The 14,405-nt window shown below is 57.0% G+C and carries 13 protein-coding genes and 1 other RNA gene; 2 read left to right on the top strand and 12 right to left on the bottom strand.

The window, feature by feature from the left end; translation table 11 throughout:
- Window positions 1-2: 2 nt before the first annotated feature.
- Entirely contained in the window at window positions 3-1,403 is a 1,401-nt protein-coding gene (locus tag ACZ46I_RS04925; RefSeq protein ID WP_464281631.1) for a NarK family nitrate/nitrite MFS transporter, read from the top strand.
- A gap of 101 nt (window positions 1,404-1,504) precedes the next feature.
- A complete protein-coding gene (locus tag ACZ46I_RS04930) occupies window positions 1,505-2,209 on the top strand; it encodes an MOSC domain-containing protein (protein ID WP_013507023.1) in 705 nt (234 codons plus the stop codon).
- 48 nt (window positions 2,210-2,257) lie between these two features.
- On the opposite strand, the gene rny is transcribed toward ACZ46I_RS04930, so the two are convergent.
- The 12 genes from rny to ACZ46I_RS04990 all read right to left on the bottom strand — a co-directional run bounded on the left by rny (window position 2,258) and on the right by ACZ46I_RS04990 (window position 14,400).
- Entirely contained in the window at window positions 2,258-3,814 is a 1,557-nt protein-coding gene (rny, locus tag ACZ46I_RS04935) for a ribonuclease Y (protein WP_013507022.1), read from the bottom strand.
- A complete protein-coding gene (locus ACZ46I_RS04940; protein ID WP_464281632.1) occupies window positions 3,799-4,368 on the bottom strand; it encodes a 5-formyltetrahydrofolate cyclo-ligase in 570 nt (189 codons plus the stop codon). Before ACZ46I_RS04940 ends, rny begins: the two co-directional genes overlap by 16 nt.
- 21 nt (window positions 4,369-4,389) lie before the next feature.
- A non-coding RNA gene (gene ssrS, locus ACZ46I_RS04945) (6S RNA) lies at window positions 4,390-4,571 on the bottom strand.
- Between the two features lies 1 nt (window position 4,572).
- Entirely contained in the window at window positions 4,573-4,839 is a 267-nt protein-coding gene (locus ACZ46I_RS04950; RefSeq protein ID WP_226509095.1) for a cell division protein ZapA, read from the bottom strand.
- Between the two features lie 81 nt (window positions 4,840-4,920).
- A complete protein-coding gene (locus ACZ46I_RS04955) occupies window positions 4,921-5,211 on the bottom strand; it encodes a hypothetical protein (protein ID WP_013507019.1) in 291 nt (96 codons plus the stop codon).
- A 72-nt stretch (window positions 5,212-5,283) separates the two neighbouring features.
- Window positions 5,284-7,665, bottom strand: coding sequence for a phenylalanine--tRNA ligase subunit beta (gene pheT, locus ACZ46I_RS04960; protein ID WP_464281633.1), 2,382 nt, complete (start codon window positions 7,663-7,665; stop codon window positions 5,284-5,286).
- A 13-nt stretch (window positions 7,666-7,678) separates the two neighbouring features.
- A complete protein-coding gene (gene pheS / locus ACZ46I_RS04965) occupies window positions 7,679-8,701 on the bottom strand; it encodes a phenylalanine--tRNA ligase subunit alpha (RefSeq protein ID WP_464281634.1) in 1,023 nt (340 codons plus the stop codon).
- A 183-nt stretch (window positions 8,702-8,884) separates the two neighbouring features.
- Window positions 8,885-9,238, bottom strand: a complete 354-nt coding sequence (rplT, locus tag ACZ46I_RS04970) for a 50S ribosomal protein L20 (protein WP_464281635.1) — start codon at window positions 9,236-9,238, stop codon at window positions 8,885-8,887.
- A gap of 15 nt (window positions 9,239-9,253) precedes the next feature.
- Window positions 9,254-9,451, bottom strand: a complete 198-nt coding sequence (rpmI, locus tag ACZ46I_RS04975; RefSeq protein WP_013507015.1) for a 50S ribosomal protein L35 — start codon at window positions 9,449-9,451, stop codon at window positions 9,254-9,256.
- An 11-nt stretch (window positions 9,452-9,462) separates the two neighbouring features.
- Window positions 9,463-9,984: a translation initiation factor IF-3 gene (infC, locus tag ACZ46I_RS04980; protein ID WP_083806053.1), complete on the bottom strand. Its 522-nt coding sequence runs from the start codon at window positions 9,982-9,984 to the stop codon at window positions 9,463-9,465.
- Between the two features lie 71 nt (window positions 9,985-10,055).
- The gene (gene thrS / locus ACZ46I_RS04985) at window positions 10,056-12,029 is read right to left on the bottom strand and encodes a threonine--tRNA ligase (RefSeq protein WP_464281636.1); all 1,974 of its coding nucleotides are present in this window, start codon (window positions 12,027-12,029) and stop codon (window positions 10,056-10,058) included.
- 43 nt (window positions 12,030-12,072) lie between these two features.
- Window positions 12,073-14,400, bottom strand: a complete 2,328-nt coding sequence (locus ACZ46I_RS04990) for a chemotaxis protein CheW (RefSeq protein ID WP_464281637.1) — start codon at window positions 14,398-14,400, stop codon at window positions 12,073-12,075.
- Window positions 14,401-14,405 lie beyond the last annotated feature (5 nt).

Consider the following 14,405-nt stretch of genomic DNA (forward strand, 5'->3'; position numbering starts at 1 on the left):
CCATGTCAAAGTCCCAATCTTCAGCATACCTCCTGACCCGCTGGGAACCAGAAGATCCCCGTTTCTGGGAAGAGCAGGGTCGACGTATTGCCCAGCGCAACCTCTGGATATCCATTCCCAATCTGCTGCTGGCCTTTGCGGTGTGGATGGTGTGGAGTGTCGTGGTCGTCAATCTGCCCAATCTGGGCTTTGCCTACAGCGCCAATCAGCTTTTCTGGCTGGCGGCCCTGCCCGGTCTTTCCGGTGCGACCCTGCGGATATTTTACTCGTTTATGGTGCCCATCTTTGGCGGGCGGCGCTGGACGGCCATCAGTACGGCATCGCTGCTGCTGCCGGCCCTGGGTATCGGTTTTGCGGTGCAGAACACCGGCACTCCCTATGTGGTCATGCTGGTGCTGGCGCTGCTGTGCGGTTTTGGCGGCGGAAACTTTGCCTCAAGTATGGCCAATATCAGCTTTTTCTTTCCGAAATCCCAGAAGGGCACGGCCCTTGGCCTGAATGCGGGGCTTGGCAATCTGGGAGTCTCCACCGTGCAGTTTGTGGTTCCCCTGGTTATTACGGCAGGGGTTTTCGGATTCCTGGGCGGTGAGCCCCTCACCTGGACCGATGGCAGCACCACAAAGCAGATGTGGCTGCAGAATGCCGGGTTCATCTGGGTTCCCTTCATCGCTATCGCCGCCCTGGCAGCCTGGTTCGGCATGCACGACATCGCCACGGCCAAAGCGTCTTTCCGTGATCAGGCCATCATCTTTCGCCGTAAGCACAACTGGCTGATGTGCTGGCTCTACCTGGGAACCTTCGGCTCGTTCATCGGCTACGCCGCTGGTTTTCCCATGCTGATCAAAACCCAGTTCCCCAGTATTGACGCCATGCAGTACGCCTTTCTGGGACCGCTGGTGGGTGCCCTGATCCGGCCGCTGGGTGGCTGGCTCTCGGATATGCTGGGTGGCGCCAAGGTCACTTTCTGGAACTTCATCGCCATGGCTGTTGCCGTACTGGGTGTGCTGTATTTTCTGCCTGCCAATGGCAGTGGTGGAAACTTCTGGGGTTTCCTGGCCATGTTTATGGTGCTGTTTATCACTACGGGTATCGGTAATGGCTCCACCTTCCGCATGGTGCCGGTCATTTTTATGACCGAGCGTTTGCGGGAAGTCGAAGGAAAAGGTGCCCAGGCGCAGGAACAGGCGGTACGGGACGCCAACAAGGAGGGTGCTGCCGTGCTGGGGTTCAGCTCGGCCATCGCCGCCTATGGCGGGTTCTTTATTCCAAAAAGCTATGGCACTTCCATCAGTATGACGGGTGGCCCCGAAATGGCTCTCTATGGCTTCATCGCCTTCTATATCACCTGCATTGCCATGACCTGGTGGTACTACGCCCGGCGTCACGCCGAAATGCCCTGCTGAGGCATTGTGTCTGCAGGGGCCGGGCACGATTTTCCGTGACGCTCTTGTCAGAAGAGCCCGTTGCCATTAGGATCACGGCAAATCCATCATCGGAGCAAGCCATGCAGCCATCAGTAATCGTTGCCATTGATTCTCTTCTGACCGGGCGGGTGCAGTCCATCGGCACTGCCGGGAAATTCAGCGGTATTGCCAAACAGGCCACCCTGGAGCCGTTGACGGTAACCCTGCTGGGCATAGAGGGTGATGAGCAGGCTGATACTCGTCACCATGGCGGCCGGGACAAGGCCATTCACCACTATGCGGCGGAGCACTATCGGGCCTGGCGGGAGGAGTTTCCCCTGGCCGACACTCACAAGTTCGCGCCTGGTGGATTCGGCGAAAACATCAGCACTGTCGGGCTGACCGAAGAGACGGTCTGTCTTGGGGATCGCTTTCGTCTGGGAGATGCGGAAGTTCAGGTTTCCCAGCCCCGTCAGCCTTGCTGGAAACTCAATGTGCACCTGGGGCATCCCCGCATCGCCCACAGGGTACAGAGCAGTGGGCGCACTGGCTGGTACTACCGGGTGCTGCGCACCGGCACGGTGAGCGCGGGTGATACCATGGAACTGCTGGAGCGGCCTCTGCCCCAGTGGCCCCTGTCGCGCATTATTGCCCTGCTCTACCATGACATGCTCAATACAACGCTGCTCGCCGAGTTTGTGGAGCTGGAAACGCTCCCCCAGGGGTGGCGTGAGCTGGCGCTGGGGCGTTTGCGCAGTGGTCAGGTGGAGGACTGGGAGAGTAGACTTTCTGGTCTGACGGAATGAAAAAAAGGGTTCATGCGGTAGCATGAACCCTTTTTCTGAGTGTGTTTCTTAGCGGGCGTATTCCACGGCGCGGGTCTCGCGGATAACGGTGACCTTGATCTGGCCGGGGTAGGTGAGTTCGGACTCGATTTTCTTGGAGATATCCTTGGAGAGCAGGTGGACCTGAGAGTCGTTGACCTGCTCACTTTTTACGATAATGCGTACTTCGCGTCCTGCCTGGATGGCAAAGGCCTTTTCCACTTCATCAAAGGAGTCGGCAATTTCCTCCAGCTTTTTCAGGCGCTTGATGTAATTCTCCAACACTTCGCGGCGGGCGCCGGGACGGGCGGCGCTGATAGCGTCACCGGCCTGTACCAGCACGGCTTCCACGGAGTCCATTTCCATTTCGCCGTGGTGGGCGCCGATGGCGTTGACGATTTCCGGTTTTTCTCCGTATTTCTTGGCCAGATCAGCACCGATAATGGCGTGGGAGCCTTCCACTTCGTGGTCCACTGCCTTGCCGATGTCGTGGAGCAGGCCGGCCCGTTTGGCAACCTGGACGTTTACTCCCAGCTCGGCGGCCAGGATGCCACAGATGTAGGCCACTTCAATGGAGTGCTTGTAGATGTTCTGGCCGTAGGAGGTACGGTATTTCAGGCGACCGATCAGGCGCACCAGCTCGGGGTGGATGTTGTTGATGCCCAGTTCGAAGATGGCGCTTTCGCCGGCTTCCTTGATGGTGCGGTCCACTTCCTTGCGGGTCTTTTCCACCACTTCCTCAATGCGGGCGGGGTGGATGCGGCCGTCGGTGATGAGTTTTTCCAGGGAGAGGCGGGCCACTTCGCGCTTGATGGCGTCGTAGCCGGAGAGAATGACGGCTTCGGGAGTGTCGTCAATGATGAGGTTGATGCCGGTGACATCTTCCAGGGCGCGGATATTGCGGCCTTCGCGGCCGATAATGCGGCCCTTCATTTCGTCATTGGGCAGATCCACCACACTGACGGTCATTTCCGAGACGGTGTCGCTGCTCAGGCGGCCAATGGCGGTTGAGATGTATTTCTTGGCTTTGCGCTCGGCTTCCTCCAGCGCTTCTTCTTCAATCTGTTTGGCCTGCTTGGCGGATTCCACGCGGGCTTCGTGGAGCATCTGTTCCATAAGCATCTGCTTGGCAGCTTCCTGGGTCAGACCACTGATACGCTCCAGCTCCTGGCGCTGGCGCTCCAGGCCGTGTTCCAGTTCGCGGGATTTCTCCTCCAGGTCGTTCTCCCTGGCCTGGATGGCGTTCTCCTTCTGGTTCAGGCGCTCTTCTTTCTGGTCAAGACTGTCCAGCTTTTTGTCGATATTGCCTTCTTTGCTGAGCAGGCGATTCTCGATCTGGCTGAGCTCCTTCTTGCGCTCTTTCAGGTCGCGTTCAGCTTCCTGGCGGGTCTTGATCAGCAGCTCCTTGGACTCAACTTCCGCTTCCTTGCGAAGCGTGGCCGCTTCCTGCCTGGCGTTCTTGACGATGGCTTCCGCTGTCTGGGCTGCTGCGCCCATGCTTTTCTGGGTAATATTCTTCTGGTAGTAGAATCCGGCAAAGGCTCCTATCACGATACCGCCGATGGCGGCTATCAAAATGAATTCCATGTCTTTCCTCCAAGTATGGATGTTTCTGTTATTATCATATGTACCTTTTTGTCATGTTCATGGGCGGGAATGTCGGTAAAGACATAACGCTCCAGGCTGAGGCCCACCAGCAGGCAGTGGTGGCGGGTGCGCTCAAGATAGCGGTCATAATAGCCTTTTCCGTACCCAATGCGGTTCAGATGCTCGTCAAAGGCCATGCCGGGCACGAACATCACTTCGGGCTGGTCGTCCACCGGGCAGTTCCGGGCGGGCTGGCGCAGGCCAAAGCGTCCTTTTATCAGTTGGTCTTCTGAGCCAAATCGGCAAAAGTGCATTTCTTCCGTGTTCTCAACCCGCGGCAGGAGCAAAGAACCGTTGTGCTGCATGAGATAGGAGTTCAGGGTGTCTACGGAAACCTCACCCTTGAGGGGAATATAGCTGGCAACCTTGCGGGAGAGACAGTGCCGCAGAAGGGCTATGGCCCGCTGGCAGACTATCCGGGAAAGATGTGAATGTTCCTCGTCGCCGAGGGACTGGCGAAGATCACGGCAGTGGTCTCGAACTTGCTGCTTCATGTTTTGCGAAAGTCCACAGAAAAAACCCCCGCACATGTCGTGTGAGTGGGTGCATTTGAACCTGGTCTAACCAGGTGGGCTACCAGTGCAGGGTTTCAGGCTTCCTCCGCAAGGGAGGCGTGCACACCACCCACAGGCCGGTATCCCGTTCACTTAGCATTGGCTCAAAACCACCACTTCATCACGTATCAGCGCAGGGGAATTCTACAAGTTGAGTTTGCCGTCTATTACCTTGAGGATATCCAAGGTCTTGTTCTTGGTGCTGGCTTCCATCTCCTGAGCCTGCCGCTGAGAGGCGAAGAGCTCCTCAGCGATATTCAGGGCTACCAGTACTGCCACCTTTTCCATGGAGGTCTGGGGCGCCTTGGCAGAAACTTCCCGGAATTTCCTGTCAACATAGTCGGCCAATTGCTCCACATGCTCCCGACTGCTCCCACCTTTGAGGGTATAGCGTTGTCCGTTTATGGTCACTTGCAAGAAGCTACTCCGACTGATATGACATTTCCCGGTTCAGCAGAATCCAAGAACATCTTTCGCGCGTGACTCCGCGTCCTACAGACTTGGAGTGACATCAACATTTTCCAGGGTTCCCAGTATAGACTCAACTCTGGTTTTATAGGTATTAATTTCCGCAGTGAGCTCTTCTATTCTCGCCGCATAGGAATCACGCAGGCTCTGATTTTCTTCTTTGAGCTGCTGGATGATCTCCTCGCTCTCCAGGACGGCAAGCTCCAGGTCTGAAACCTTACGCTCCATTTCCGTGCCCGCCTGTTCCAGGTGATCGTTACGGCTAATGAGCGCTTGTACCTTCTGGTTTAACATATCCAAATGGCTTAAGCTCATGGCGAATTCCCCTTTTCCTATGTTTAGAAAGTTTATACGTTCACTGTAACAGCTGTCAACGTTTTTCACCTGTCAGCGCAGGGTTCCGCCGGTTTTCCTGCTTACGCTTTCAACAATTGCCTTGATTTGCTGGTCAACTATGACATCGGTGAGAGTCTGACTGGCATCGCGGAAGACCAGGTGGAATGCCAGGGATTTGCGCTCCCCATCCAGCTGATACACGTCAAAGAGGCGAATATTCTCCAGATACAGCGCCCCTGATCCCCGCATGGCATCAATCACCTGCTGGGTCGTTACCGCCTGATTGACGACAAAGGCAAGGTCGCGCCAGGTGGAGGGGAAGCGGGAGATTTCGCTGAAGCCCCAGCTGCGCGCCAGGCTGCTGTTCAGCACGGGCTCCATCTCTATCTCGAAGACCGTTACCCGGGCCTCCAGATCAAGTGCCTGGCGCACCTGGGGATGGATCTCACCCAGATACCCGATGGTCACACCATCAAGCACAATATCGGCACTGATACCCGGGTGCAGCCAGGGCCGGGAAGCGGGGCGCACCTCAAGCGCGAGCCCCAGGTGATTCCACAGGAACTCCAGATCACCCTTCACATGGAAAATCCCCAAGGGTTGGGGAGAGTCGGTCCACCACTGCTTAGGCATTTCACCGCAAACCGCTCCAGACAGCAACAGGCGCGAAGGGGGAATCTCGCCGGTGCCATCGTGCCCTTCGCACACGGCATAGGAAATTTCCTGCAGGCGCAGGCTGTCCTGCCCCAGGTGCAGGTTGCCCTTGATGTTCATCAGCAGACTGGGAATCAGGCTGGTGCGCATCACCGCCAGCTCTTCCGATATGGCATTGAGCAGGTGTACGCGCTTGCCAGCCCCTAGAACTTTCTCCAGGTTGCTGGCGGAAGTGAAGGAGTAGTTGATCGCTTCGAAGTATCCGCGTCCGGCCAGAGTCTGCTTGATATCCAGCAGGGCCTCCTCGCGGGTCTTCTGGGGCGGCAGAGCCTCCACGGCCGGCAGGGCGGGCGCAATGTTGGCGTAGCCGTAGATACGGGCAATTTCCTCAATCAGGTCGACTTCACGGTGAATATCCCCCGTGTAGGTAGGCACCTGCACCTGCAGGACGTCATCCTGGGATGACAGGACAGTCATGCCCAGCCTTTGCAGAATCTGCACCACCTCTTCGACCCCGATAGTGGCACCAAGAATCTGCCGGATGCGCGGCAGGCGCAGAAGGAGTGTGCGGGGCATACTGACCGCCTTGTAGCAATCAACCGCACCGGGGGCAATGGTTCCGCCTCCCAGTTCCGCCATCAGATGGGCTGCCAGGTCAATGGCGTACTGGCAGCCATTGGGGTCAACGCCACGCTCGAAACGGTGGCTGGATTCGCTGTGCAGTGCCAGCCGCTTGGCCGTCTTGCGCACCACGCTGCCATCGAAGGTTGCGGCCTCGATGAGCACCGTGGTGGTTCCGTTGTCGATGGAACTGTGCAGGCCACCCATAACTCCGGCCAGGGCAATGGGCTTCTGCCCATCGGTAATGACCATATCCTGCTCCGTCAGCTCACGGGTGACTTCATCCAGGGTCACCATGGTTTCACCGGCGCGGGCGCGTCGCACCAGAACCTCTTTGCGTTCCAGCTTGTCATAGTCAAAGGCGTGCAGTGGATGGCCCAGTCCAAGCATGATGAAGTTGGTGATATCGACCATGTTGTTGATGGGGCGAATACCGCAGGCGACCAGGCGGTTCTGCAGCCACTGGGGTGACGGCTGCACCCGCACGTTCTTGACGATGCGTGCCATATAGCGGGGGCAGTCCTGGGCGTTTTCGATGGCAACGCTGACGTGCTGGCTGGCGGGTGTCGGATCTTCCTGGAACTCCAGTTTGCGCAGGCGCACGCTGCCTCCGGTCATGACGGCCACCTCGCGGGCTACGCCCACATGGCTCAGGCAATCGGAACGGTTGGGGGTCAGGCCGATCTCAATGGCGGTATCGCGCAGCTGCAGGTACTGGACGATATCCGTGCCCACGGGGGCGTCTGCGGGCAGAATGAACAGGCCGGAGGAGTGCTCTTCCATGCCCAGTTCCGATCTGGAGCACAGCATGCCCTCCGAAAGGACACCGCGAAGCTTCGCGGCCTTGATCTTGAAGTTGCCGGGCAGTACGGCGCCAGGCAGGGCGACGGGAACGCGGTCGCCGACTTTCATATTGGTGGCGCCACAGACGATGGAGAGCAGGCGGCCCTGCTCCGCTTCCACGGTGCACAGGGAGAGTTTGTCGGCGTCGGGGTGAGGTTCAATGGCTTCGATCTGTCCCACCACGATATTGCTGAAGTTGCCGTATTCGATCAGGGCGTCCACTTCCAGGCCCTGGAGGGTCAGGCGATCGGCCAGTTCCCTGGGAGGCAGCGTAATGTCGGTATATTCTTTCAGCCAGCTGTAACTTACTTTCATGGTTTTCCCTCTATTACTGGTACTGCTTCAGGAAGCGCAGGTCATTTTCAAAGAAGAGTCGCAGGTCGTTGATTCCGTATTTGAGCATGGTGATGCGCTCGACTCCCATGCCAAAGGCAAAGCCCTGGTAGATTTCCGGATCATACTTGACGGCGTCGAAGACGTTGGGATCCACCATGCCGCAGCCGAGGATCTCCAGCCATCCGGTCTCCTTGCAGACGCGGCAGCCGGCTCCCCGGCACATGACGCACTGGATGTCCACTTCGGCACTGGGTTCGGTGAAGGGGAAGAAGGACGGGCGGAAGCGCACGGCGGTGTGTTCACCGAACATGGCTTTGCAGAAGTATTCCAGCACACCTTTGAGGTCGGCGAAGGTCGTGGTGGTGTCGATGAGCAGGCCCTCCACCTGATGGAACATGGGCGTGTGGGTGATGTCGCTGTCGCAGCGGTAGACTTTGCCCGGTGCGATGATGCGCACGGGTGGCTGCTGTTCCAGCATGGTGCGCACCTGAACCGGTGATGTGTGAGTGCGCAGCAGTATCTCCTCGGAGACGTAGAAGGTGTCCTGCATATCGCGGGCAGGGTGATTTTTGGGGATATTGAGGGCTTCGAAATTGTAGAAGTCCATTTCGATTTCCGGCCCTTCCTTGACGGTGAAACCCAGGCTGCCGAATATGGCGATGATTTCGTGCATCACTCGGGTCAGGGGGTGCAGTGCTCCGAGGGTGCCGCTGGTAATTCCTGGCAACGTGACGTCAAGGCGCTCGCGCTCCAGAGCGGCAGATTGCTCCCGTTCTTCGCAGATGCGCAGGGCTTCCTCCAGGCTGCGGCTGATGGCTTCCTTGACCTCATTGACCACCTTGCCCATGGCCGGGCGATCTTCGGGGGCAATGTCCTTGAGCTGTTGCATAGCTGCGGCCACCAGGCCCTTTTTTCCCAGGTACTGTATCCGCAACTCACCCAGTTCCTTTGAACTGGCGGCCTGCTGAATGCTCTCTAAGGCTTCTTTTTCGATGGTGAGAAGTTGCTCTTTCATGGAATCACCTGCTTTACATTCTGATAAAATTTGGCTGCCCCAATGGCGATCTGCTCAATGCGAAGGCAGGGCGCCTATGATAAAAAAAGCCTGGCCCACGAAATTCATGGGCACAGGCTTTCATCTTTTTTTCTTTCAGGAAAACGGCTTAGAGTACCTCAACAACAATCACGGCACCATGCTTCAGGATATAGCGGTTTTCGCTTTCTGGACAACCGCATCAAAAGAGGCTGGGCTGTTGACGGCCATATCGGCAAGGACTTTCCTGTCAAGATGAACCTGTGCCTGTTTCAGACCGTGCATAAATCGGCTGTAGGAAAGGCCGTGGGGACGAACAGCCGCGTTGATGCGGATGATCCACAGACGGCGGAATTCGCGCTTGCGCACCTTGCGGTCGCGGAAAGCGAAATTCAGGGCCCGTACCAGTGTGGTATTGGCCATACGGAAGAGGTTACTGCGGCCGCCGCGGTAGCCCTTGGTTTGCTTGAGAACTTTTTTATGACGACGTCGTGTGACGAATCCACCTTTTACACGCATGTGTTCACCTCTTTCTTACGCGTACGGGATCATGCGCTTGACGTTGGGAACGTCAACGGCAGCAACCAGTGCGGGATTCTTGAGCTGAGATTTGCGCTTGGAGGACTTTTTCGTCAAAATATGGCGCATAAACGCCTGGTTTCGTCGTATCTTGCCACTGCCAGTCGCCTTGAAGCGCTTGGCGGCAGCTCTTTTGGTCTTCAGTTTGTACATGCTTATCTCCGTTATTTGGGTTTTACCGGCGCCAGCATCATGGTCATGTTGCGTCCTTCCAGTTTGGGAGGAGCTTCCACGGTGCACAGTCCTTCCATATCGGCAACCACTTTGTTCAGAATCTCGCGGCCTATCTCGGTGTGGGCCATTTCGCGGCCACGGTACATGATGGTCACCTTGACCTTGGCACCGTCCTCCAGGAAACGCTGAGCATGCTTCAACTTGAAGTTGTAGTCATGTTCCTCGATCTTGGGGCGAAATTTCACTTCCTTGATGACGATGAGCTTCTGATTCTTTTTGGCTTCCTTCTGCTTTTTGGACTGCTCATAGGCAAATTTGCCAAAATCCATGATCTTGCAGACCGGTGGCTTTGCGGCCGGGGCGACTTCGACCAGGTCAAGGCCCCTGTTGTGCGCCGCTTCTAGCGCTTCTTCTCGGGTGAGGACACCCAGCATTTCGCCTGAGTCCAGAACAACACGCATTTCCGTGGCTCTGATTTCCTCGTTGATCTTTGGACGCTGATCCTTGCTAATACGTAAACCTCCTGTGATGTTGTGGGTGAGCCGATCCTGATATATTGCAAAGCCCGAAGGCGTATGCCACGTTAGGGGAAACCGATGATGTGGGCTGGTGCCACATGGTAGCCCATCGCCAGACGGGCCCGGTTGTTCTCCTGGTGAAATCGCTCCAGCAGTTCTTCCCAGCTGCTGGCAAAGGTCTCTTTGTGCCCGTAGGCGCGCACCGCGAAGATCCGCTCTTCCAGTTCCTTTTTTCCCACCACCAGGGTGTAGGGGTGCTTCTGGGTCTGGCTGCGTCGAATCTTCTTGCCCATGGACTCACTGGACGCATCCACTTCCACTCGATAGCCAAGACGGGTGAGTGTCTGGCGCAGCTGCTGACAGAAGGGCAGCAGTTCATCATTCACGGGAATGATACTGCACTGCACCGGTGCCAGCCAGAAGGGCAGGGCTCCCGCGGTATGCTCCAGATAAAGGCCCATGAACCGTTCAATGGAGCCCAGCACGGCGCGGTGAATCATAACCGGTGCCTGGCGCTGTCCCTGCTCATCCACGTAACTGGCGCCAAAGCGCTGGGGCATGGAGAAGTCCAGTTGCACGGTGGCCAGCTGCCAGGAGCGGCGGATGGCGTCGCGAACCTGGAAGTCGATCTTGGGACCGTAGAAGGCGCCATCGCCCTCATTGATGGAAAACTTCACGCCAAGGCTGTTCAGGGCCGCTGCCAGAGCGGATTCAGCCTTCTGCCATATCTCGTCACTGCCGATACTTTTTTCGGGCCGTGTGGACAGGCCGATGGCGATATCCTCAAAATCGAATACTTTATAAGTTTTCAGGATTAAGTCAATCAGATTTTTGATTTCGTCTTCGATCTGATCGGGACGGCAGAAAATATGGGCATCGTCCTGGCAGAAAGTGCGTACGCGCGTCAGCCCCTGGACTACCCCGCTGCGTTCGTAGCGGTGCAGGCGGCCGAAGTCGGCATAGCGCACGGGCAGGTCGCGGTATGAGCGGCTTGAGGCGCCATAGATCATCACGTGGGTAGGGCAGTTCATGGGCTTGAGGGCGTTATGCTGCCCATCCAGCTCCGTGAAGTACATGTTTTCCACGTAGTTGTCATAGTGGCCGCTGCGCTTCCACAGTTCCACATCCATGACCTGGGGCGTGATCACTTCGCCGTACCCGTAGTAGCGGTACATTTCGCGGATAAACTCCAGCAGCTGGTTGTAGACCACGGTTCCCTTGGGGTGGAAAAATGGTGAGGCCACGGCCACTTCCGGGTCAAAGTGGAACAGATCCAGTTCTTTGCCCAGCTTGCGGTGATCGCGCTTTTTCGCTTCTTCCAGGAAAAACAGGTATTCCCTGAGCTCTTTTTCCGTGGCGAAGGCGGTTCCGTAGATGCGCTGCAGCATGGGCCGCTTTTCATCTCCACGCCAGTAGGCCCCGGCGATGCTCAGGAGTTTGAAGCTGCCGGCGCCAAGCTTTCCAGTGCTGGGAATGTGCGGACCGCGACACAGGTCCAGGAAACTGCCCTGCTGATAGATCCCCACCTGGTCATCAAGAATATCCTGCTGCAGGAGCTCCACTTTGAAGAGTTCTCCCTGTTGCTTGAAAGTGTTTATGGCTTCGGCGCGTTCCATTTTGCGACACACGAAGGGTTGGTCAGCGGCGGCGATTTCCGCCATGCGCGTTTCAATCTTTTCCAGATCCTCGGGCACGAGGCGGTGTTCCATATCGAAGTCGTAGTAGAAGCCTTCGCTGGTGGAGGGGCCGATGGCTACTTTCACCTTGTCGCCACCAAAGAGGTCCTTGACGGCCTGGGCCATGATATGGGAGGCAGAGTGGCGCAGTACGTCCAGGCCTTCGGCGGAGCTGGCGGTGATGATTTCCAGAGTGGCATCTGCCGTCAGGGGGGTATTCATATCAACCAGGACACCATCTACACGGGCGGAAACGGCATCTTTGGCCAGACGCCTGCCAATGGACAGGGCGACTTCCATGGGAGTCACCGGGCTGTGTTCAAAGTGTTTCTGGGTACCGTCGGGGAGCGTGATGCATAGCATGGGTGTTCTATCCTTTGTTCAGTTTTCTCTGTGCTCTATCGTTTTATTCAATGCCCAGTTCGCGCAGCAGGGAGTTGACGGCGTGCTGGTCCCGCTCGATTTTGGCTTCCTCTTCAGCGGGCCGCCTGAAGGGGAACGGTTCCTGGGCCGTTGGCTGAGAGGCTGATGCCTGCACGCCAAGGGGGATCAGGGAATCCATGTCGGCCAGTGTGGCCTTGAAGTCGCGCAGCTTCTTGCTGAGCTTCTGGATACGCTGTTTGGTGATGTCCTGGAATTCCATGGCGCCCATGATGTTAAAGACGTGGTCAATGGACTGATCCACATCCTTGACCAGCGCGTGCACTTTCTCCAGACGCTGCTGGCTGTCAAGGCCGCCGAACTGGGCGCGGGTTTCGGTGAATTCGTCCTGAAAGGCGTTATTGCTCTGCAGTATCTTCTCGGAAAGGTCGAGGATCCGGTTGGTGCTGCGTTCAGCGTATTTGCTGCTGTCATAGAGCGCGGAGATGATGGCGGGAACTTCTTCCCTGGCGGTATTGATAGTCACTTCACTGGCAATGAGCAGCGACTGGATGCGCGAAAGAAGCATGCCGATTTCGGGATCGCCATGGAAGTCGGAGGAAAAGCTGCCTGCCAGGAGTTCGTCCAGGTAGAGCGACACTTCCTGCTCGGTATCCTCACGGCCCGCTATGGGCTTTTTTTTTTCAGTTTCTTCAGGACTTTGCGGCTCGTCCGCCTTGTCCAGGATGTCTTCCAGGGGCTCCGGGACAAAGTCTTCTTCAAAGCGGCTCGGGACGGTGCCCGGCCAGCGGAAGGCGGTTTCGATATTCCACTCGTCCTCACCGTTCTCACTGGCGATGTCCTGCTTCTCAACGGAGTTCAGGATACTGTCCAGGTCTTCAAGCTCAGCGGCGAGGGAATCGGGGGTATCCAGTTCCTCCAGCTCATCTTCGCTGATGCGCATGGAGGTTTCCCCCATGATTTTTTCCAGTTCGGCCTGTTGACGGGAGAGTTCGCCCATCACTCCATCGAGAACGGCGTTGTGATCCGGGGATACTGATGCTGTCTGCGCAGCGGGAGATGTTGGCGGTACCTCGGCAGCAGGCCCGGGCAATTCCTCAACTTCCACCGAGGCTTGAGGCTCGCTTGGCGCCCCCGGTGGTTCAGGCTTTTTTCCGGCAGCCTCTGCTTCGGCGAGCTCCGCCAGACGACGTGCGTTTTCGGCTTCGCGTTTTTTCAGTTCCAGGGCAATCAGCTCATCTATGCGCTGGGTGCCGTCGTCGGAAGGCATTTCCTCTTCAGGCTCTTCCTGTTCTATCTGCTGGAGCTTTTCCAGCCTCTGGGCGTCTTCAGCTTCGCGTTTCTTGAGTTCCAGCGCGATCAGCTGGTCAAGATCATCCAGTTCCTCGGCGGGCAGGCTGGAGAGCTCTTCGCCCATCTGGGGAAATTCTTCCTCGGGTTCTTCCTCTGGCTGCTGTGCCAGCCTTCGGGCGTCTTCGGCTTCACGCTTCTTGAGTTCCAGCGCGATCAGCTGGTCAAGATCGTCCTGTTCTTCGGCAGGGAGGCTGACAACCTCTTCGCCGCCTCTGGCAACTTTCGGGGTGGTTTCTACCTGCTGTGCCAGTCTCTGGGCATCTTCGGCTTCGCGCTTCTTCAGCTCCAGGGCAATCAGATCATCAAGGTTATCCAGTTCGTCTTCACTGAGGGCTGGTTTGGAAGGAGTGCTTTCCTCCACGGGGGCCATGGCAGTTGACACTGGCGTCTGCGGTGCGGGCGTGGGGGCTGGCTTGGCGGCCTTGGGCTCGGATTTCGGGACAGCGACGGCCTCTTCAATCGCGGTTCCCTGGCCGCGTTTTATCTTGCGTTCAAGCTCGCTCTCATAGTAGCGGCCACTCTCGTTTTTGAAGCCGACAACGCGGTTGAGATCTATGATGATCAGCAGGCGCTTGTCGGTTTTGCCGACGCCCAGCAGATACTCGTTGCTGATGTGTCCGATCAGAGGTGGGGTGGGGTCAACCCGGTTCACGGGAATTCGTATGACCTCTGTCACGCTGTCCACAACGAATCCCATGGTTTCATGGGCCAGGTCGATCACCATGATGCGGGTGTCGTTGTCGAAGTTGTCGGGAAGGCCAAAGCGCTTGCGCAGATCAATAACACAGATAACCTTGCCGCGGAGGTTGATGACTCCCTTGACGAAGGGCTGGTTTTTGGGCACCCGGGTGATGTGCATGCGCTTGTTGATTTCCTGGATATTGTGAATATCTATACAGTACTCTTCTTCACCCAGCTTGAAACCAACTAACTGCAGGGTGCTGTCCATATTTTCCTGCTCTTCGGATCTCGCGTGGTGCTGGCGCTCCAGAGTCGTCATGATCC

Source organism: Desulfurispirillum alkaliphilum (genome assembly GCF_055378285.1).